This window comes from Enterobacter sp. DN (assembly GCF_046054285.1).
GTDB classification, from domain to species: Bacteria; Pseudomonadota; Gammaproteobacteria; order Enterobacterales; family Enterobacteriaceae; genus Enterobacter; species Enterobacter hormaechei_C.
This window is the reverse complement of the sequence record NZ_JBJJTG010000008.1, coordinates 159640-179303: the sequence shown is the minus strand read 5'-3', so window position 1 is coordinate 179303 and position 19664 is coordinate 159640. Positions and strand designations below refer to the sequence as shown.

The 19664-nt window shown below is 55.8% G+C and carries 19 protein-coding genes; 7 read left to right on the top strand and 12 right to left on the bottom strand.

The genetic code is table 11. The features are described from left to right. Positions 1–45: 45 nt before the first annotated feature. The gene (locus ACJTMZ_RS18140; protein WP_015571423.1) at positions 46–450 is read right to left on the bottom strand and encodes an OsmC family protein; all 405 of its coding nucleotides are present in this window, start codon (positions 448–450) and stop codon (positions 46–48) included. Positions 451–760: 310 nt separating this feature from the next. Between ACJTMZ_RS18140 and crp the strand changes: the two genes are divergently transcribed. Both crp and ACJTMZ_RS18130 read left to right on the top strand, forming a co-directional pair. Beyond that, positions 761–1393, top strand: a complete 633-nt coding sequence (gene crp, locus ACJTMZ_RS18135) for a cAMP-activated global transcriptional regulator CRP (protein ID WP_000242758.1) — start codon at positions 761–763, stop codon at positions 1391–1393. A gap of 57 nt (positions 1394–1450) precedes the next feature. Beyond that, positions 1451–3538, top strand: a complete 2088-nt coding sequence (locus ACJTMZ_RS18130) for a YccS/YhfK family putative transporter (protein WP_006812214.1) — start codon at positions 1451–1453, stop codon at positions 3536–3538. Here the strand turns inward: ACJTMZ_RS18130 and ACJTMZ_RS18125 are convergent. The 4 genes from ACJTMZ_RS18125 to ppiA all read right to left on the bottom strand — a co-directional run bounded on the left by ACJTMZ_RS18125 (position 3535) and on the right by ppiA (position 6699). Then, entirely contained in the window at positions 3535–4755 is a 1221-nt protein-coding gene (locus tag ACJTMZ_RS18125; protein WP_195765002.1) for an aspartate aminotransferase family protein, read from the bottom strand. The genes ACJTMZ_RS18130 and ACJTMZ_RS18125 overlap by 4 nt on opposite strands. A gap of 87 nt (positions 4756–4842) precedes the next feature. Then, a complete protein-coding gene (gene pabA / locus ACJTMZ_RS18120) occupies positions 4843–5406 on the bottom strand; it encodes an aminodeoxychorismate synthase component 2 (protein WP_017384162.1) in 564 nt (187 codons plus the stop codon). A gap of 30 nt (positions 5407–5436) precedes the next feature. After that, complete coding sequence (locus ACJTMZ_RS18115; RefSeq protein ID WP_026080671.1) at positions 5437–6021, bottom strand: putative adenosine monophosphate-protein transferase Fic; 585 nt, start codon at positions 6019–6021, stop codon at positions 5437–5439. Positions 6022–6126: 105 nt separating this feature from the next. Beyond that, entirely contained in the window at positions 6127–6699 is a 573-nt protein-coding gene (gene ppiA, locus ACJTMZ_RS18110) for a peptidylprolyl isomerase A (protein WP_003861649.1), read from the bottom strand. A 278-nt stretch (positions 6700–6977) separates the two neighbouring features. Here ppiA and tsgA point away from each other — a divergent pair, with 278 nt between their 5' ends. The 5 genes from tsgA to ACJTMZ_RS18085 all read left to right on the top strand — a co-directional run bounded on the left by tsgA (position 6978) and on the right by ACJTMZ_RS18085 (position 13109). Further along, positions 6978–8162, top strand: a complete 1185-nt coding sequence (gene tsgA / locus ACJTMZ_RS18105; RefSeq protein WP_015571426.1) for an MFS transporter TsgA — start codon at positions 6978–6980, stop codon at positions 8160–8162. Between the two features lie 259 nt (positions 8163–8421). After that, positions 8422–10965, top strand: coding sequence for a nitrite reductase large subunit NirB (gene nirB, locus ACJTMZ_RS18100; RefSeq protein WP_017384160.1), 2544 nt, complete (start codon positions 8422–8424; stop codon positions 10963–10965). Next, positions 10962–11288 (top strand): nitrite reductase small subunit NirD, encoded by a 327-nt coding sequence (gene nirD / locus ACJTMZ_RS18095; protein ID WP_015571429.1) that lies wholly within the window; start codon positions 10962–10964, stop codon positions 11286–11288. The genes nirB and nirD overlap by 4 nt, the downstream gene beginning before the upstream one ends. Positions 11289–11422: 134 nt before the next feature. Next, complete coding sequence (cysG, locus tag ACJTMZ_RS18090) at positions 11423–12796, top strand: siroheme synthase CysG (protein WP_017384159.1); 1374 nt, start codon at positions 11423–11425, stop codon at positions 12794–12796. 142 nt (positions 12797–12938) lie between these two features. Then, on the top strand, positions 12939–13109 hold the full coding sequence (locus tag ACJTMZ_RS18085; protein WP_008503029.1) for a YhfL family protein: 171 nt from the start codon (positions 12939–12941) through the stop codon (positions 13107–13109). A 137-nt stretch (positions 13110–13246) separates the two neighbouring features. Here the strand turns inward: ACJTMZ_RS18085 and trpS are convergent, their stop codons facing one another. From trpS to aroK, 7 genes are all read right to left on the bottom strand, one after another. After that, positions 13247–14251, bottom strand: a complete 1005-nt coding sequence (gene trpS / locus ACJTMZ_RS18080) for a tryptophan--tRNA ligase (protein ID WP_015571430.1) — start codon at positions 14249–14251, stop codon at positions 13247–13249. Next, complete coding sequence (gene gph / locus ACJTMZ_RS18075; protein WP_017384158.1) at positions 14244–15005, bottom strand: phosphoglycolate phosphatase; 762 nt, start codon at positions 15003–15005, stop codon at positions 14244–14246. Before gph ends, trpS begins: the two co-directional genes overlap by 8 nt. Next, the gene (rpe, locus tag ACJTMZ_RS18070; RefSeq protein WP_003861634.1) at positions 14998–15675 is read right to left on the bottom strand and encodes a ribulose-phosphate 3-epimerase; all 678 of its coding nucleotides are present in this window, start codon (positions 15673–15675) and stop codon (positions 14998–15000) included. Before rpe ends, gph begins: the two co-directional genes overlap by 8 nt. 39 nt (positions 15676–15714) lie before the next feature. After that, positions 15715–16527: an adenine-specific DNA-methyltransferase gene (gene dam, locus ACJTMZ_RS18065; protein ID WP_015571432.1), complete on the bottom strand. Its 813-nt coding sequence runs from the start codon at positions 16525–16527 to the stop codon at positions 15715–15717. Positions 16528–16594: 67 nt separating this feature from the next. Next, entirely contained in the window at positions 16595–17887 is a 1293-nt protein-coding gene (damX, locus tag ACJTMZ_RS18060; RefSeq protein WP_252011020.1) for a cell division protein DamX, read from the bottom strand. Between the two features lie 92 nt (positions 17888–17979). Continuing rightward, entirely contained in the window at positions 17980–19068 is a 1089-nt protein-coding gene (aroB, locus tag ACJTMZ_RS18055; RefSeq protein WP_003861631.1) for a 3-dehydroquinate synthase, read from the bottom strand. Positions 19069–19125: 57 nt separating this feature from the next. Further along, positions 19126–19647 carry a shikimate kinase AroK gene (aroK, locus tag ACJTMZ_RS18050; RefSeq protein ID WP_003861630.1) on the bottom strand — a complete coding sequence of 174 codons (522 nt, stop codon included), beginning with the start codon at positions 19645–19647 and terminating at the stop codon, positions 19126–19128. Between the last annotated feature and the right edge of the window lie 17 nt (positions 19648–19664).

The following is a 19664-nucleotide window of genomic DNA, read 5'->3' as shown; positions in this document are numbered from 1 at the left end:
GCGTGCTTTTGTAGGGCGGGTCAGCGAAGCGCCACCCGCCAAAAATTAAGCCGCGATCACTTCATACGAATGGGTGATTTTTACCGCTTTCTCCAGCATTAACGCCACAGAGCAGTATTTTTCCGCAGACAGGTCAACCGCACGCGAGACCGCTGCGTCCTTCAGTTCTTTGCCGGTGACGATAAAGTGCAAATTAATATGCGTGAACAGGCGGGGCGCCTCTTCACGACGTTCCGACGTCAGCTTCACTTCACAATCGGTCACGTCATGACGGCCTTTTTGCAGGATCGACACCACGTCGATCGCACTGCATCCGCCTGCCGCCATCAGCACCATTTCCATTGGGCTTGGCGCTTTATCGCCGGAGTTGCCATCCATCAAAACCTGGTGCCCGGAAGCAGACTCGCCCAGGAACGTTAACCCTTCAACCCATTTCACACGCGCTTGCATATTCACTCACTCCAACGTTGCATTTTTTATGACAGATTACGTGTACGTTACATTTCTCGCAACGGAAGGCGACCTGCGTCATGCTGAAGCGAGACACCAGGAGACACGCGGCGAAAGCTATGCTAAAACACTCTGGATGCTACAGTAATACATTGACGTTACACATGTATGCAGAGGACATCAAACTTTACTGGCTGCGAAACGTTACGACAGCCGACTTCCCAGGTATGGGTAAGAATTCGATTGCAACCCCAGAGTCCGGATGCATCTTATGACTCTGGTGACAGCTTATAACAGAGGATAACAGCGCATGGTGCTTGGCAAACCGCAAACAGACCCGACTCTCGAATGGTTCTTGTCTCATTGCCACATTCATAAGTACCCATCAAAGAGCACGCTGATTCACCAGGGTGAAAAAGCGGAAACGTTGTATTACATCGTTAAAGGCTCGGTGGCCGTGCTGATCAAAGATGAAGAAGGGAAAGAGATGATCCTTTCTTATCTGAACCAGGGCGATTTTATCGGTGAACTGGGCCTGTTTGAAGAAGGCCAGGAACGTAGCGCCTGGGTTCGTGCAAAAACAGCATGTGAAGTGGCTGAAATTTCTTACAAGAAATTCCGTCAGCTGATTCAGGTCAACCCTGACATCCTGATGCGTCTTTCTTCCCAGATGGCACGCCGTCTGCAAGTGACCTCTGAGAAGGTGGGTAACCTCGCCTTCCTGGACGTGACCGGTCGTATCGCGCAGACGCTGTTGAACCTGGCGAAACAGCCAGACGCCATGACCCACCCTGACGGTATGCAAATTAAAATTACCCGTCAGGAAATCGGTCAGATCGTCGGCTGCTCCCGTGAAACAGTGGGCCGTATCCTGAAGATGCTGGAAGACCAGAACCTGATCTCTGCCCACGGTAAAACTATCGTGGTCTACGGAACCCGTTAATTTCGGTCAAACGGCGTGCCGCCGCAGGGTGGCACGCCGTTTTTGTCTCTACTCCTCATGTGGCGCAGGCTGATCTATCACCCGGAAGTTAACTACGCACTACGACAAACGCTGGTGTTGTGTCTTCCCGTGGCCGTGGGCCTGATCCTCGGACATCTTCAGCAAGGCCTGCTGTTTTCCCTCGTGCCCGCCTGCTGCAACATTGCCGGTCTGGATACACCGCATAAACGCTTTTTTAAACGTCTGATTATTGGCGGCTGCCTGTTTGCTGGCTGTAGCCTTGCCGTACAACTCTTACTGGCCCGCGACATTCCTCTGCCGTTGATCCTGACCGTGCTGGCGATGACGCTCGGCGTCACCGCCGAAATCAGCTCGCTGCACGCCCGCCTGCTTCCCGCGTCGCTGATTGCCGCCATCTTCACCTTAAGCCTTGCGGGCAATATGCCGGTGTGGGAGCCATTGCTGATCTACGCCCTCGGCACGCTGTGGTACGGGCTGTTTAACTGGTTCTGGTTCTGGCTGTGGCGGGAACAGCCGCTGCGCGAATCCCTGAGCCTGCTCTACGTGCAGCTTGCTGAATACTGCGAAGCAAAATACACCCTGCTCACTCAACATACCGACCCGGAAAAATCCCTGCCGCCGCTGCTGGCGCGCCAGCAAAAAGTGGTGGATCTGATCAGCCAGTGCTATCAGCAGTTGCACATGCTTGCCGCCAACAAAAATCATGAATACAAGCGGCTGCTGCGAACCTTCCAGGTCGGGCTGGATTTGCAGGAGCATATCTCCGTCAGCCTTCATAATCCGGAAGAGGTGCAAAAGCTGGTGGAGCGCAGCCATGCGGAAGCGGTGATCCGCTGGAACGCGCAGACCGTCGCGGCGCGCCTGCGGGTGCTGGCTGACGATATCCTCTATCACCGCTATCCGACGCGCTTTAACATGGACAAACAGCTCGGCGCGCTGGAAAAGATTGCGCGTCAGCACGCGGATAACCCGGTCGGGCAATTTGCTGCCTGGCATTTCAGCCGCATCGCCCGGGTGTTACGCACCCAGCGCCCGCTTTATGCCCGGGACCTGATGGCCGATAAGCAAAAACGGCTGCCGCTGCTGCCCGCGCTCAAAAGCTATCTATCACTGAAATCTTCCGCCCTGCGCAATGCCGCGCGGATCAGTGTGATGCTGAGCATCGCCAGCCTGATGGGAATGGCCCTGCACCTGCCGAAACCCTACTGGATCTTAATGACCGTGCTGTTTGTCACCCAGAACGGCTATGGCGCCACGCGGGTGCGCATTCTGCATCGGGCGGGCGGTACGATGGCGGGGCTGATTATCGCGGGCGTGACGCTGCACTTTCACGTGCCGGAAGGCTATACCCTGGCCGGTATGCTGGCGATCACGCTGGTGAGCTACCTGATCATCCGCAAAAACTACGGCTGGGCGATGGTGGGCTTTACGGTCACGGCGGTGTATACCCTGCAACTGCTCACGCTTAACGGGGAACAGTTTATTATTGCCCGGCTGGTCGATACGCTAATTGGCTGCCTGATCGCCTTTGGCGGCATGGTCTGGTTGTGGCCGCAGTGGCAAAGCGGGTTGCTGAGGCAGAACGCCCACGACGCGCTCGAAGCCGATCAGCAGGCCATTCGTCTTATTCTGAGCGATGACCCGCAGCCCTCTCCGCTGGCCTACGAGCGCATGAAGGTCAACCAGGCGCATAACGCCCTGTTCAACTCCCTTAACCAGGCCATGCAGGAGCCGGGCTTTAACGCGCACTATCTGGCTGACATGAAGCTGTGGGTCACGCACAGCCAGTTTATCGTCGAGCATATTAATGCCATGACCACGCTGGCGCGCGAACACACGATGCTGACGCCAGACCTGGCGCAGCGCTATTTGCAGTCGTGTGAAATTGCGTTGCAGCGCTGTCAGCAGCGTCTGGAGTATGACGCGCCGGGTGAGTCAGGGGATTCGAATATTCTGGAAGCGCCGGAGACGCTGACCCACGGGCCGATGAGCACCCTTGAGCAGCATTTACAGCGCGTTCTCGGGCACCTGAACACCATGCACACCATTTCGTCGGTGGCATGGCGTCAGCGCCCGCATCACGGGATTTGGTTAACGCGCCGGTTAAAACGAACCGCGTATTAGCCGCTGACGATCTTCGCGACCGCCGCGGCAAAACGGGTTAATCCGTCTTCGATGTCTTTGTCTTCCACCACCAGCGATGGCGCAAAGCGCATCACGTCCGGCCCGGCGTTGAGCACCATGACGCCTTCGTGCGCGGCGGCGTGCAGGAAATCGCGCGCGCGGCCTTTGTACTGCGGCTTCAGTTCGGCGCCGATCAGCAGCCCCATCCCGCGGATGTCGCTGAAGACATCAAACTGTTCGTCAATCTGCTGAAGATGTTTCACAAACAGGTCGCGTTTCGCATTCACGCCATTCAGGACGTCCGGCGTATTAATGATGTCGAACGCCGCACCCGCCACGGCGCACGCCAGCGGATTACCGCCGTAGGTGGAGCCGTGTGAGCCCACATGAAATGCGGAAGCGATATCCTGGGTGGTGAGCACCGCACTGACCGGGAAACCGCCGCCGAGCGCTTTCGCGCTGGTCAAAATATCCGGCGTTACGCCGTAGTGCATATAAGCAAACAGGTCTCCGGTACGCCCCATCCCACACTGCACTTCATCAAACACCAGCAGCGCCTGGTGCTCGTCGCACAGCTCGCGCAGCCCTTGCAGAAATTCCGGGGTGGCCGCCGTGACGCCGCCTTCCCCCTGAATGGGCTCGACCACCACGGCACAGGTGTGATCGTCCATCACCGCTTTAACGGCGTGGAGATCGTTAAACGGCACGTGGATGATATCCGCAGGTTTCGGACCAAAGCCGTCGGAATACTTCGGCTGGCCGCCAACGGAAACGGTAAAGAAGGAGCGACCGTGGAAGGCGTTATGGAAGGCGATGATTTTGGTTTTGTACGGGCTATGACGCGTGGTTGCGTAGTAGCGCGCCAGCTTAAAGGCGGTTTCGTTGGCTTCGGTGCCGGAGTTCATAAACAGCACGCGTTCGGCGAAGGTGGCATCGATGATCTTACGCCCCAGACGCAGCGCCGGTTCGTTGGTGAACACGTTGCTCGTGTGCCACAGCGTTTCGCCCTGCGTTTTCAGCGCGTCCACCAGCGCAGGATGGCAATGGCCCAGCGCCGTCACCGCAATACCGCCTGCGAAATCAACATACTCGTTGCCCTGCTGATCCCAGACGCGGCTGCCTCTCCCTTTCACCGGGATAAACTCAGCCGGTGCATAAATCGGCAGGATCACTTCATCGAATGTCGCGCGGGTAATTGCTGGTTGTTCAGTTGCCATGTCATGACCATCCATTTTTATGTCACATTGATTGTGAAAATATAATCACAAAATATGCATAAAAAATCACAACAAGGCAACAGATATTCAGCGATTAAGGAAATTGGCCAGCAGCGCGTGCCCCTGTTCGCTGAGAATGCTTTCCGGGTGGAACTGCACGCCTTCCAGATCGTACTCACGGTGACGAATGCCCATGATCTCCTGCGTCTCGCTCCAGGCGGTGACCTCAAAGCAGGCCGGCAGGGTCGGCGGATCAATGATCAGAGAATGGTAGCGCGTCACGGTTAACGGATTGTTTAGCCCCAGAAATACGCCGGTACCGGTGTGCGTGACCGGAGAGGTTTTGCCGTGCATGACTTTCGCGGCACGGACAATGGTGGCGCCAAAGACCTGCGCAATGGCCTGATGACCCAGGCAGACGCCCAGAATCGGCAGTTTGCCCGCATAATGGCGGATCGCCTCCAGCGAGATACCGGACTCCGAAGGGGTACACGGCCCCGGCGAAATCACGATTTTCTGGGGTGCCAGCGCGTCAATGTCAGCCAGCGCGATCTCATCGTTACGGCGGACAACCACCTCTGCCCCCAGCTCACAAAAATACTGGTAAAGGTTCCAGGTAAAGGAATCGTAGTTATCAATCAGCAGAATCATGGCGGCTCCTGAAAAAATGGCCGCCCTATTTTACGCAGATTCCCGCGCTTCGCTCACAACTTTGGCAAAGATGGCGTTCAGGGCTGTCAAATCCCCCATTGCCCCGCTCTGATTGGCGGCTGCCCAGTCGTTCGGGTCGATCCCCTGCCAGTTCAGCACATAGCCCGCATGAATAGCCAGTTGTTCAAAGAAGATCCGCTGGGCCACGCCATTACCGCTCATAAACGGATGTAGCATGTTGATTTCACAGTAGTAATGACTGATTCTGTCTGTAAACTCTTCTTTCTGAAGGCCCACCAGATATTTATCACTTTCCAGCGAAGCCATCAGCTCATTACCCACTTTCTCGATGTACTCGAAATGGCAAAAAGGAATGTCGCCCTTAGAAATATCGGCGGTGCGCAGCTCGCCCGCGCCTTTCATTTCGTTGCGGAATAAATGGCGGTGAATAAGACACAGATGGGGTAAACCCGGTGCGGAAGGCCCCAGTTCCAGCGTCTCGATATCAGGTTCAGCGGGACCCTTACCTTTTTCAAGGAGGCAGCTGGCCTGAAAATTGACCTTACGTTGTTGCTCCCAGAGACGGGATTTTTGCTTGTCGGTGAGTTTTTTCACTACGCCTCCCTGAATAGTCCGTTTGCCACAAGTATAAGCAGCAAAACGCGCTTTCGCAGGGAGGGCGGAAAGACACGGGCAGGATATGCCCGTGTGGAAGAACGATTATGGCAACACTTTCGCGGAGAGAATGACGACAGGCTTAGTCGGCACATTCTGGTATGGACCGACATCGTGAGTCTGAACCTGAGAGATCTTATCCGCAACGTCCATGCCTTTCACCACTTTGCCAAACACCGCGTAGCCAAAGTCGCGCTGACCGTGGTCCAGGAAGGCGTTATCAGCCACGTTGAGGAAGAACTGGCTGGTGGCGCTGTCTTTGTCCGCCGTACGCGCCATGGAGATGGTGCCGCGCTTGTTCAGCAGGCCGTTGTCTGCTTCATTTTTGATGGGCGGGTTGGGCTGTTTCTGCTGCATCTGCTCGTTAAAACCGCCACCCTGAATCATAAAGCCCGGGATCACGCGGTGGAACGTGGTGTTGTTATAAAAACCACTGTTCACGTAGTCGAGGAAGTTTTTCACCGAAACAGGGGCTTTCTGGCTATCCAGCTCCAGCTCAATATTCCCCGCAGAGGTAGTCAGCAGGACGTGGGGGTCTCCTTTGGCTGCCAGCGCAGCAGGGGAAACGGCAGAAAGAGCAAACACAGCTGCGACAGCCGCCAGTGTTGATTTGAGCATGAGAATTCCTTAACAAAGCGCAGTATAAAAAGCGAATGGCTTGATTCTAAAGAGCAGTATGAACCCAGACCAGTCTTTTACCTAATTTTACCAAATTGAAACAATTATTACCGCGCAAACGATTGCTCACCCCGCAACGTAATGTGATCTGCATCACGTTAAAACCTGCAATTGTGCTCAAAATTTTCTGAAAAGATTTAATTAGATCACTTTCGCGACTAAAATCTGCCCGCTCAAACGCAGTCATTGCGTTTTTCTTTACTTTTAACAGGCCAGACATGACTAACAGCAATCGCATCAAGCTCACATGGATCAGCTTCTTCTCTTACGCCCTGACCGGCGCGTTGGTGATCGTCACCGGGATGGTGATGGGAAATATCGCAGACTACTTCCAGCTGCCCGTTTCCAGCATGAGTAATACCTTCACCTTCCTGAACGCGGGGATCCTGATCTCTATTTTCCTTAATGCCTGGCTGATGGAAATCGTGCCGCTGAAAACGCAGCTGCGTTTCGGCTTCGTGCTGATGGTTGCCGCCGTGGCGGGCCTGATGCTGAGCCACAGCATCGCCCTCTTCTCTGCCGCCATGTTCGTGCTGGGTCTGGTGAGCGGGATCACCATGTCGATCGGTACATTCCTGATTACGCATATGTATGAAGGCCGCCAGCGCGGCGCGCGTCTGCTGTTCACCGACTCCTTCTTCAGCATGGCCGGGATGATTTTCCCGATGGTCGCCGCGTATCTTCTGGCGCGCAGCATTGAGTGGTACTGGGTGTACGCCTGCATTGGTCTGGTTTATGTCGCGATCTTTGTTCTCACCTTCGGCTGCGAGTTCCCGGTGCTGGGCAAAAAAGCGCAGACTACGTCCGAGCCGGTTGCGAAAGAAAAATGGGGTATCGGCGTACTGTTCCTCTCCATCGCCGCGCTGTGTTACATCCTCGGCCAGCTGGGCTTTATCTCCTGGGTTCCTGAATACGCGAAAGGTCTGGGCATGAGCCTGAACGACGCGGGTAAACTGGTGAGCGATTTCTGGATGTCTTACATGTTCGGCATGTGGGCGTTTAGCTTTATCCTGCGCTTCTTCGACCTGCAACGGATCCTGACCGTTCTGGCGGGTCTGGCAACCGTGCTGATGTATCTGTTCATCAACGGTTCCCCGGAGCATATGCCGTGGTTCATCCTGACCCTGGGCTTCTTCTCCAGCGCGATTTATACCTCGATCATCACCCTTGGCTCTCTTCAGACCAAAGTGGCCTCGCCAAAGCTGGTGAACTTCGTGCTGACCTGCGGCACCATCGGCACCATGCTGACCTTCGTGGTCACGGGCCCGATTGTTGCGCACAGCGGCCCGCTGGCGGCGCTGCATACCGCTAACGGTCTGTATGCAGTGGTATTCATCATGTGCTTCGTGCTGGGCTTTGTGACCCGTCACCGTCAACACAACCCGGCAACAGCTACCCACTAATCGCCGTAACCCCTTTGCGTACTGCAAAGGGGTTTTCCCCTGCTCACCCGCCCTTCCCGCCGATGGGTAAAAACCCCACTAAATTTGTGCGAAAAACGAGCAAGCACAAAAATCAAACAATATCCGTCACTTATAAAAATCCTGACAAATCATAGATATACCCACTAAGGGGTAGGTGAAGGCGTATTTGATTTGCATCAATAAGTGCCCCTGCTGAATCGTTAAGGTAGGCAGTAATAGAAAAGAAATCGAGGCAAAAATGAGCAAAGTCAGACTCGCTATCATCGGTAACGGCATGGTCGGCCACCGCTTTATTGAGGATCTTCTCGATAAAGCCGATGCTGAGCAGTTCGATATTACCGTGTTCTGTGAAGAACCCCGCAAGGCGTACGACCGTGTGCACTTGTCTTCCTACTTCTCTCACCATACCGCCGAAGAGCTCTCTCTGGTGCGTGAAGGGTTCTACGAGAAGCATGGCGTAAAAGTGCTGGTGGGCGAACGCGCTATCACCATCAACCGTCAGGAGAAAGTGATCCACTCCAGCGCCGGACGTACGGTTTTTTACGATAAGCTGATCATGGCGACGGGCTCGTATCCGTGGATCCCGCCTATTAAAGGGTCGGAAACCCAGGATTGCTTCGTTTACCGTACTATTGAAGACCTCAACGCCATTGAATCCTGCGCACGTCGAAGCAAACGCGGCGCGGTTGTCGGCGGTGGTCTGCTGGGTCTGGAAGCGGCAGGCGCGCTGAAAAACCTCGGCGTTGAAACCCACGTCATCGAATTTGCCCCGATGCTGATGGCGGAACAGCTGGACCATATGGGTGGCGACCAGCTACGCCGTAAAATCGAAAGCATGGGCGTGAAGGTTCACACCAGCAAGAACACCAAAGAGATCGTGCAGGAAGGCACCGAAGCGCGTAAAACCATGCGCTTTGCCGACGGCAGCGAGCTGGAAGTGGATTTCATCGTCTTCTCCACCGGTATTCGCCCGCGCGACAAGCTGGCCACCCAGTGCGGTCTGGCCGTTGCGCAGCGCGGCGGGATCATGATCAACGATACCTGCCAGACCTCCGATCCGGATATCTACGCCATCGGCGAATGCGCCAGCTGGAATAACCGCGTATACGGCCTGGTTGCACCAGGGTACAAAATGGCGCAGGTCGCCGTTGACCATATCCTCGGCAGCGAAAACGCCTTCACCGGCGCAGACATGAGCGCCAAGCTGAAACTGCTGGGCGTGGACGTGGGCGGTATTGGTGATGCGCATGGCCGCACCCCGAACTCCCGCAGCTATGTTTATCTGGACGAAAGCAAAGAAGTCTACAAACGTCTCATCGTCAGCCAGGACAACAAAACCCTGCTCGGGGCGGTGCTGGTGGGTGATACCAGCGACTTCGGTAACCTGCTCCAGCTGGTGCTGAACGCCATTGAGCTGCCGGAGAACCCGGACGCGCTAATCCTCCCGGCGCACGCCTCCAGCGGTAAGCCGTCCATCGGCGTGGATAAATTGCCGGACAGCGCGCAAATCTGTTCCTGCTTCGACGTGACCAAAGGCATGCTGATCTCCGCCATTAACAAAGGCTGCCACACTGTTGCGGCGCTGAAGGCGGAAACCAAAGCCGGGACCGGCTGCGGCGGCTGTATTCCTCTGGTCACTCAGGTGCTGAACGCCGAGCTGGCAAAACAGGGCATTGAAGTGAACAACAACCTGTGCGAGCACTTCGCTTACTCTCGCCAGGAGCTGTATCACCTAATCCGCGTGGAAGGCATTAAGTCCTTCGACGAACTGCTGGAGAAACACGGCCAGGGCTATGGCTGTGAAGTATGTAAGCCTACCGTCGGTTCCCTGCTGGCGTCCTGCTGGAACGAATATGTGCTCAAACCAGAACACACTCCGCTTCAGGACACCAACGATAACTTCCTGGCCAATATTCAGAAAGACGGGACTTACTCGGTGATCCCGCGTTCTGCCGGAGGGGAGATTACCCCGGAAGGGCTGGTCGCCGTGGGCCGTATCGCCCGTGAGTTTAACCTGTACACCAAAATCACCGGCTCCCAGCGTATCGGCCTGTTCGGTGCGCAGAAAGATGACCTGCCGGAAATCTGGCGTCAGCTGATTGAAGCGGGCTTTGAAACCGGTCACGCGTACGCCAAGGCGCTGCGCATGGCGAAAACCTGCGTCGGCAGCACCTGGTGCCGCTACGGCGTGGGCGACAGCGTGGGCTTCGGCGTAGAGCTGGAAAACCGCTACAAAGGCATCCGTACGCCGCACAAAATGAAGTTCGGCGTGTCAGGATGTACCCGTGAATGTGCGGAAGCCCAGGGGAAAGACGTGGGTATCATCGCCACCGAGAAAGGCTGGAACCTGTACGTGTGCGGTAACGGCGGGATGAAACCTCGCCACGCGGATCTGCTGGCCGCCGATCTCGATCGCGATACGCTGATCAAATACCTCGACCGCTTCATGATGTTCTACATTCGTACCGCCGATAAGCTGACCCGTACCGCGTCCTGGCTGGATAATCTCGAAGGCGGCATCGACTACCTGAAGTCGGTCATTATCGACGACAAGCTGGGTCTGAATGAACAGCTGGAATCCGAGATGACTCGCCTGCGCGAGGCGGTGATCTGCGAGTGGACCGAAACCGTGAACACGCCAGCGGCGCAGACGCGCTTCAAACACTTTATCAACAGCACCCAGCGCGACCCGAACGTGCAGGTGGTGCCGGAGCGCGAACAGCACCGTCCAGCGACCCCGTATGAACGTATTCCGGTGATGCTGGTGGAGGAAAACGCATGAGCCAGTGGGTAAACATCTGCAACATTAACGACATTCTGCCAGCAACCGGCGTCTGTGCCCTGCTGGGCAACGAGCAGGTGGCGATTTTCCGCCCTCGCCACGATGAACAGGTCTATGCCATCAGCAATATCGACCCGTTCTTCGAGGCCAGCGTGCTCTCCCGCGGTCTGATTGCGGAGCACCAGGGCGAGCTGTGGGTTGCCAGCCCGCTGAAAAAGCAGCGCTTCCGCTTAACCGACGGACTCTGCATGGAAGATGAAAGCTTCTCGGTCAAACACTACGACGTCCGCGTAAAGGACGGCGAGGTGCAGCTGAAAGCGTAACCTCTCGCCTTTTCAATAGGAAAGGCTTATGACCCCTTATGGGTAACGGCAGGAAAAACCGTATGTTCTGTACGATTCCTGCTGTTATCCTGACGTCAATTCTTCCCCCGCCATGAATGCTGTGAGGTAACGTCGTGGATCACCTGCCGATTTTTTGTCAATTACGCAACCGCGACTGCCTGCTCGTGGGCGGCGGCGATGTGGCTGAACGCAAGGCGCGCCTGCTGTTAGAGGCGGGCGCCCGACTGACCGTCAACGCCCTCACCTTCGCCCCTCAGTTTGACGTCTGGGCGCAGGAAGGGATGCTCACCCAGGTGCAGGGCGAATTTGATGAATCCCTGCTGGATACCTGCTGGCTGACCATCGCCGCAACGGATAACGATGATGTTAACCAGCGCGTCAGCGACGCCTGCGAAGCGCGCCGCATCTTCTGTAACGTGGTGGATGCGCCGAAAGAGGCGAGCTTTATCATGCCGTCGATTATTGACCGTTCACCGCTGATGATTGCGGTGTCGTCCGGCGGGCGCTCGCCCGTTCTTGCCCGTCTGCTGCGGGAAAAACTGGAAGCCGTGCTGCCGCAGCATCTTGGTCAGATTGCCCAATACGCCGGAGAGCTGCGCTCCCGCGTGAAGCAAACCTTCGCAACCGTGGGCGAACGCCGTCGCTTCTGGGAGAAGTTCTTTGTCAACGACAGGCTGGCGCAGTCCCTTGCCAATCAGGACACCAAAGCCGTTGAAGAGACGACCGAACAGCTCCTGAGCGAGCCGCTGGACCATCGCGGTGAAGTGGTGCTGGTGGGCGCAGGTCCCGGCGATGCGGGCCTGCTGACGCTGAAGGGTCTCCAGCAGATCCAGCAGGCGGACATCGTGGTGTATGACCGTCTGGTCTCTGATGACATCATGAATCTGGTGCGCCGCGATGCTGACCGCGTGTTCGTCGGCAAACGGGCAGGTTATCACTGCGTACCGCAGGAGGAGATCAACCAGACCCTGCTGCGGGAAGCGCAAAAAGGTAAGCGCGTGGTGCGCCTGAAGGGTGGCGATCCGTTTATCTTTGGTCGTGGCGGCGAAGAGCTGGAAACCCTGTGCAACGCGGGTATTCCGTTCTCCGTGGTGCCGGGCATTACGGCGGCGTCCGGCTGTTCTGCCTATTCCGGCATTCCGTTAACCCATCGCGACTATGCCCAGAGCGTGCGCCTGGTGACGGGCCACCTGAAAACCGGCAGCGAACTGGACTGGCATAATCTGGCCGCTGAAAAGCAGACGCTGGTGTTCTATATGGGGCTAAATCAGGCAGCCACGATCCAGGCGAAACTGCTGGAGCACGGCATGGAAGCAGATATGCCGGTCGCACTGGTGGAAAACGGCACCGCCATTACGCAGCGCGTGGTCGATGGCGTGCTGACGCAGCTGGGCGAGCTGGCGCAGCAGGTTGAAAGCCCGGCGCTGATCGTGGTGGGTCGCGTGGTTGCCCTGCGCGAAAAACTGAACTGGTTCTCCAGCCACTAACGCATAATCTCTCCCGGGAGTAGTCTTTAAGCGGACTACTCCCTTCTTACCTCAGTCGATAACATACCGCCCGCATAATGGAACTTTTCCATTTATTCCCTCGTGTTACATCCAATTTTCGATTTATTGACAAGGAATGCGTATGTTCAAACTGGCAAAAGCTGCCGTTCTGGTCGGCCTGTTATCAACTCTGACGGCCTGCACCGGTCACGTTCAAAATACTAAAAATAATTGCAGCTACGATTACCTGCTTCACCCGGCGATCTCCATTTCGAAGATCATCGGCGGTTGCGGCCCGGCGGCACAGCAGTAAGCGTTTTTCAGGCGTAAAAAAACCGGGGATGTCCCGGTTTTTTTGTTTCGTCAGTTTTGTCGGGTGGCGGCTCCGCCTTACCCGACCTGCACGGTCCCGTAGGCCGGGTAAGCGTAAGCGCCACCCGGCAAAGCGGCTTAAGGTTTCGCCACAAACCCAATCGCGTCGTACACCGCTTTCAGGGTTTCGGAGGCGCGCGCGCTGGCTTTTTCCGCGCCCTCTTTCATCACTTTTTGCAGGAAAGCTTCGTCGTTACGGTAACGGTGATAGCGCTCCTGCAACTCGGTCAGCATGCCGGAAACGGCGTCTGCCACTTCGCCTTTCAGGTGGCCGTACATCTTGCCTTCAAAGTGTTTTTCCAGCTCAGGGATGCTCTGTCCGGTCACACCGGAGAGAATGTCCAGCAGGTTAGACACGCCCGCTTTGTTCTGCACGTCGTAGCGCACCACTGGCGGCTCGTCGGAGTCGGTCACCGCACGCTTGAGCTTTTTCACCACCGATTTCGGATCTTCCAGCAGGCCGATAACGTTGTTGCGGTTATCGTCAGACTTGGACATCTTTTTGGTCGGCTCCAGCAGCGACATCACGCGCGCGCCGGATTTCGGAATAAACGGCTCAGGCACTTTGAACACGTCACCGTAAAGCGCATTGAAGCGCTGGGCAATATCGCGGCTCAGCTCCAGGTGCTGCTTCTGGTCTTCACCCACCGGCACCTGGTTGGTCTGGTACAGCAGAATGTCGGCCGCCATCAGCACCGGATAGTCAAACAGACCGGCGTTGATGTTTTCAGAGTAGCGGGCAGACTTATCCTTGAACTGGGTCATGCGGCTCAGCTCGCCGAAATAGGTGTAGCAGTTCAGCGCCCAGCCCAGCTGCGCGTGCTCTGGCACGTGAGACTGAACGAAAATGGTGCTCTTCTCTGGATCGATACCGCACGCCAGGTACAGCGCCAGCGTATCAAGTGTTGCTTTGCGCAGCTTCTCGGGATCCTGACGCGCGGTGATAGCATGCAAATCCACGATGCAGTAAATGCAGTGGTAGTCATCCTGCATGCTCACCCACTGACGTAACGCACCCATGTAGTTACCAATGGTCAGTTCACCTGAAGGCTGTGCGCCACTAAAAACGATGGGCTTAGTCATTATTCAATTCCTGATGTTCACTGTGCGAGAGCCCGAGTGCGGGCAACAAATCTTTGAAGTGGTCGAACACAACGTCCGGCTCACTCAACGTAATGGCTTCACCGTAGTTGTAGCCGTAGGTCAACCCAACCGACGGGCAACCTGCCGCTCTGGCAGCCAGAATATCATTGCGGGAATCCCCGACAAAGAGCAGCTCCGCAGGCGCTAAGGATAATTTTCCTGCCACCAGCAATAGCGGTTCCGGATGCGGCTTTTTATTCTGCACGTCATCGCCGCCCACAATTACGGAGAAGTATTTCGCGATATCCAGCGCTTCCAGCAGAGGCGCAACGAACGGTGTCGGCTTGTTAGTCACCAGTCCCAGCGGGATGCCTTTGGCATGTAGCGCGCTCAGCGTTTCAGCGACATCCGGGAACAGGAAGCTACCCTCTTCGACGGTCTCTTCGTAGAAACGGTCGAACAGTTTGCGCAGAATACGCTGCTGCTCATCCTGGGGAATATCCGCGTGGTCAACACTCGGTTTACCTTGCGCGGAACGCTGAGAGGCACGCTCCTGACGAGCCCAGGTCAGCGCGCGCTCCATCAGCACGTCTGCACCGTTACCAATCCACGTCACGACGCGCTCTTCGCCTGCAACGGGGAGTTCAAGGGCATACAGCGCCTGATCGACGGCGCGGGTTAATCCTGGCGCGCTGTCGACCAGCGTGCCGTCGAGGTCAAATGCTACACCCCGAATAGCCTGCAATTTATCCATGACTTACCTTCGCCAGTTCACGGCGCATTTCATCAATGACTTTTTTGTAATCCGGTTGATCGAAGATGGCGGAGCCTGCGACGAACATATCCGCCCCTGCCGCCGCAATCTCACCAATGTTATTGACCTTCACGCCGCCGTCCACTTCCAGACGAATATCATAGCCAGACTCATCGATACGGCGGCGCACTTCACGCAGTTTGTCGAGGGTCTGAGGGATAAATGACTGACCACCAAAGCCCGGGTTAACGGACATCAGCAGGATCACGTCCAGCTTGTCCATCACGTAGTCGAGATAGCTCAGCGGGGTCGCCGGGTTAAAGACCAGTCCCGCCTTACAGCCGTTCTCTTTGATCAGCTGTAGCGTGCGGTCAACGTGTTCGGAGGCTTCCGGGTGGAAAGTGATGATACTGGCACCCGCCGCGGCGAAATCAGGCACGATGCGGTCAACCGGTTTCACCATCAGATGCACGTCAATGGGCGCGGTGATCCCGTAGTTACGCAGTGCTTTAAGCACCATCGGACCGATGGTCAGGTTGGGAACGTAGTGGTTATCCATAACGTCGAAATGGACGACATCCGCGCCAGCCGCGAGAGCTTTGGCAGTGTCTTCACCCAGGCGGGCAAAATCGGCCGACAGAATTGAGGGGGCAATCAAAAACTGTTTCATCCGCATCTCCTTGAAATGTGTTTACCGGCGGGCAAAGGCTCAGGGTCGATAAAGCGCCAGAAGTTCGTCCACCTTTTTACGTGTGCCGCCGTTGCTGCTAATGCTACGCCGCACTTTTACCTGAAAATGCTTCGCGGCTTTGTACCATTCGCGCGTATCAGGCGTGTCGTGATTCGAAATTAACACCGGAATTCTTTTGCTGACCAGCTTTTCCGCCATCTCAGCCAGACGAGCCTGCTCGGCCGGGCTGAAGCTATTGGTGTGGTAGGCGGTGAAATTTGCCGTGGCAGACAGCGGCGCGTAAGGCGGGTCGCAGTAGACCACCGAGTTTACGCCCGCCAGATCCATGCACTCTTCATAGGAGAGACAGTAGAACTCGGCATTCTGCGCTTTTTCAGCAAAGTGATACAGCTCGTCCTGTGGGAAGTAGGGACGCTTATAGCGGCCAAACGGCACGTTAAACTCGCCACGCAGATTATACCGGCACAGACCGTTGTAACCATGGCGGTTGAGATAAAGAAACAACAGCGCGCGACGGAACGGATCCTGGCTTTGATTAAACTCAGCGCGGAACTGATAGTAGACGTCCGGGTTGTTGTTCTCTGGCGTAAACAGCTTCCGCGCCTCTTCCACATACTCATCGGTACGCAGTTTGACGATGTTATAGAGGCTGATAAGGTCGCTGTTGATATCCGCCAGGATATAACGAGAAAAATCGGTATTCAGGAACACCGATCCAGCACCCACGAAGGGCTCGATAAGACACTCGCCTTTCGGCAGGTGCTTTTTAATATCGTCGAGCAGGGGGTATTTCCCCCCTGCCCATTTCAGAAAAGCGCGATTTTTTTTCATGCTGACTAACTGATTACACCTTCTCCGGCTGTGGAGAAAGCTCCGACAGCATCCTGCGCTTTAAACATTACTTCAGATCGGCCTGCACCTGATGAATCGGCTTCGCCCACGGGTTTTTCGCCTGCACGTCGGCTGGCAGCGTGGAAACGGCACGTTTTGCTTCATCTTTGGAAGCATAAATACCACTCACCAGCACATACCACGGTTGACCGTTACGGGTCGTCTGATAAACCACGTAGTTTTTCAGATTCGATTTCTTCGCCCAGGCGTTGAGGTTGTCATAGTTAGACGAACTGCTCAGCTGAAGGGTGTAGTTGCTGGAAGAGGCCGACTGCAAAGAACCCACGTTGCCCGTCGTTTTACCTGATGCAGCGCCCGTTTTGGCTGCGGGAGCCGCAGGTGTTGTTGCAGAAGGTGTTGTTGCAGCAGGCGCGGTTGTGGTCGCCGTTGCTTTCGGTGCAGGCGTTGGCGCTTTAACCGGCTGGCTCACAGCAGGTTTGGTCTGCGCTGGCGCTTTCGTTTCTGGCGCTTTTGCCACGGTTTGCGGTTTCGTCTCACGCTTCGGCTCAATCACAGCCTGCTTACGCTCCTGGCGTGGCGCAGTCTGCGTCTGGCGCGGTTTGGTTTCCGTTGTCGCCGTTTGCTGCTGGGCATTGCTGCCATGAACTGGCGCAACGGTGGCTGGTTCAGTTGGCAGCGTGGAGTTCACCACGGCAGCGTTAACCTGCTCCTGATTCTGCGGCTGCATCAGCGCGTTATTCAGATCGCCCTGAACTTCAACACGCTGCTGGCCTTCAGGCGTCGCAGGCGCCTGGCCCTGAGTCGGGGTCGCAGAGACAGGCGGCAGAGAGATATCCTGGCCAGCGCTGGTGTTACCTGCGGTCTGCTCTGCGGAAGTGGTGCCCGGCGCAGGCTGAGCGCCATTCGCCTGGTTGCTCGCATCGTTACCAGACAGGTCGATGCTCTTCTCGGCAGACGCCGTCTGCTCGGTAGAATTGGTAGAAGGTGCTTTTAGCGCGGACCCAATGCCGACAATCAGCAAGACCAGCACCAGAACGCCAAGGCCCATCATGATGTACTGACGGGAGGCCGGTTTTGCCGCTACCGCTTTTTTACGTTTGCGCGGACGACGTTCAACAGGCTGTTCATCCATTAACTCTTCTTCGGATTCATACTCCTCGTCTTCACGCTCATTTCGCGCGTTACGGCTACGCGAAGGGCGACGATCGTCTGCATCCAGTTCGACATCGTCAAAGTTGATCTGCGGCTCGTTATCACGTTCTGAAGATTGACGAGAACGACCAGTACGACGATCGCTGGGATCGGGTTTCAGCTCGTCTTCTGGTTTGAATTCATCCATTTAACACCCCACTCAAAGGCTTCTGCCAACGACTCTGCATTTACCTGAAGCTAAAACGACCACCTGTTACAGCGGTCTGACCTTTCTAGTTGTTACGCCTGCTGACAATCAGCAATAGCGCCAAGTACGACTTCGTGCGGCACTCCGCCGCGCACTTCACTTTTCCCTATTGCAAGCGGGAGTACCAGACGCATCTCACCTGCCAATACTTTTTTATCGCGCATCATGTGGGGAAGGTACGCCTGCGCAGACATTTCCTGCGGACCACTCACCGGCAAGCCAGCACGTTTAAGCAACGCGATGATACGTGCTGTCTCTTCCGGCCTGAACTGCCCCAGACGTTCAGAGGCTCGCGCCGCCATAACCATTCCGGCAGCGACAGCTTCACCGTGAAGCCAGTTACCGTAGCCCATTTCGGCTTCGATCGCATGACCAAACGTATGCCCCAGATTCAGTAAAGCACGTAAGCCGGTTTCACGCTCATCTGCGGCAACGACTTCTGCTTTCAGCTCACAACAACGGCGAATACAGTAGGCCATTGCCTGCCCGTCGAGGCGCAGCAGCGCATCCATATTCTCTTCCAGCCAGGTGAAGAATTCCCCGTCAAGAATAATGCCGTATTTGATCACTTCTGCAAGGCCGGACGCCAGTTCGCGCGCTGGCAAGGTTTTCAGACAGTCGAGATCCACCACCACCGAGGCAGGCTGGTAGAACGCGCCAATCATGTTTTTGCCGAGCGGATGGTTAACCGCCGTTTTACCGCCCACAGAAGAATCGACCTGTGAGAGCAACGTGGTTGGAATTTGAATAAAGCGCACGCCGCGCTGATAGCTGGCGGCTGCAAAACCGGTCAGATCGCCCACAACGCCGCCGCCCAGGGCAAGCAGTGTTGTATCACGACCGTGCGGTTTTTGCAGAAGTGCGGTAAAGACGGTATCCAGTACCGTCAGGCTTTTGTACTGCTCGCCATCGGGCAGAATCACACTGTCGACCTTCACGCCCGCCTGCTCAAGCAGGTGACGTACACGGTCGAGATAAAGCGGAGCCAGCGTCTCGTTGGTGACCAGCATCGCCTGATCACCCGCTTTCAGTGGTAAGAAGGAAGCTGGGTCGTTAAACAAACCAGCCGCGATGGTGATAGGGTAACTACGTTCCCCGAGAGTAACTGTAATCCTCTCCATGACGCGACATCCACCTTAAATGCTTTTACCCGCAGGCGAGTGTATATAAAGCCAGAATCAGTTGCTTTCCAGCATATGAATAATCTGGTTTGCAACCACTTTAGCGCTTTGATCGTCAGTACGAATGGTCACATCAGCAATCTCTTCGTACAGAGGATTGCGTTCATCGGCCAAAGCTTCCAGAACTTCACGTGGCGGTGTTTCAACCTGCAACAACGGGCGCTTTTTATCACGCTGCGTGCGTGCCAGCTGTTTTTCGATGGTCGTCTCAAGATAGACCACTACGCCACGGGCGGAGAGACGGTTGCGGGTTTCGCGAGATTTTACAGAGCCGCCGCCAGTTGCCAGCACAATGCCCTGTTTTTCCGTGAGTTCGTTGATCACTTTTTCTTCTCGGTCACGGAAACCTTCTTCGCCTTCTACGTCGAAGACCCAGCCCACATCCGCTCCGGTTCGTTTCTCAATCTCTTGATCAGAATCGTAAAATTCCATATTGAGTTGTTGAGCTAACTGACGCCCAATAGTGCTTTTGCCGGCACCCATAGGCCCAACCAGAAAGATATTGCGTTTCTCTGCCATTTTTTCGGTACTACTAA

Excerpts from the sequence above, each read along its gene's own strand:
- ACJTMZ_RS18140 (WP_015571423.1), bottom strand. The coding sequence starts at position 450 with ATGCAAGCGCGTGTGAAATGGGTTGAAGGGTTAACGTTCCTGGGCGAG.
- crp (WP_000242758.1), top strand. The coding sequence starts at position 761 with ATGGTGCTTGGCAAACCGCAAACAGACCCGACTCTCGAATGGTTCTTG.
- ACJTMZ_RS18130 (WP_006812214.1), top strand. The coding sequence starts at position 1,451 with ATGTGGCGCAGGCTGATCTATCACCCGGAAGTTAACTACGCACTACGA.
- ACJTMZ_RS18125 (WP_195765002.1), bottom strand. The coding sequence starts at position 4,755 with ATGGCAACTGAACAACCAGCAATTACCCGCGCGACATTCGATGAAGTG.
- pabA (WP_017384162.1), bottom strand. The coding sequence starts at position 5,406 with ATGATTCTGCTGATTGATAACTACGATTCCTTTACCTGGAACCTTTAC.
- ppiA (WP_003861649.1), bottom strand. The coding sequence starts at position 6,699 with ATGCTCAAATCAACACTGGCGGCTGTCGCAGCTGTGTTTGCTCTTTCT.
- tsgA (WP_015571426.1), top strand. The coding sequence starts at position 6,978 with ATGACTAACAGCAATCGCATCAAGCTCACATGGATCAGCTTCTTCTCT.
- nirB (WP_017384160.1), top strand. The coding sequence starts at position 8,422 with ATGAGCAAAGTCAGACTCGCTATCATCGGTAACGGCATGGTCGGCCAC.
- nirD (WP_015571429.1), top strand. The coding sequence starts at position 10,962 with ATGAGCCAGTGGGTAAACATCTGCAACATTAACGACATTCTGCCAGCA.
- ACJTMZ_RS18085 (WP_008503029.1), top strand. The coding sequence starts at position 12,939 with ATGTTCAAACTGGCAAAAGCTGCCGTTCTGGTCGGCCTGTTATCAACT.
- trpS (WP_015571430.1), bottom strand. The coding sequence starts at position 14,251 with ATGACTAAGCCCATCGTTTTTAGTGGCGCACAGCCTTCAGGTGAACTG.
- gph (WP_017384158.1), bottom strand. The coding sequence starts at position 15,005 with ATGGATAAATTGCAGGCTATTCGGGGTGTAGCATTTGACCTCGACGGC.
- rpe (WP_003861634.1), bottom strand. The coding sequence starts at position 15,675 with ATGAAACAGTTTTTGATTGCCCCCTCAATTCTGTCGGCCGATTTTGCC.
- dam (WP_015571432.1), bottom strand. The coding sequence starts at position 16,527 with ATGAAAAAAAATCGCGCTTTTCTGAAATGGGCAGGGGGGAAATACCCC.
- damX (WP_252011020.1), bottom strand. The coding sequence starts at position 17,887 with ATGGATGAATTCAAACCAGAAGACGAGCTGAAACCCGATCCCAGCGAT.
- aroB (WP_003861631.1), bottom strand. The coding sequence starts at position 19,068 with ATGGAGAGGATTACAGTTACTCTCGGGGAACGTAGTTACCCTATCACC.
- aroK (WP_003861630.1), bottom strand. The coding sequence starts at position 19,647 with ATGGCAGAGAAACGCAATATCTTTCTGGTTGGGCCTATGGGTGCCGGC.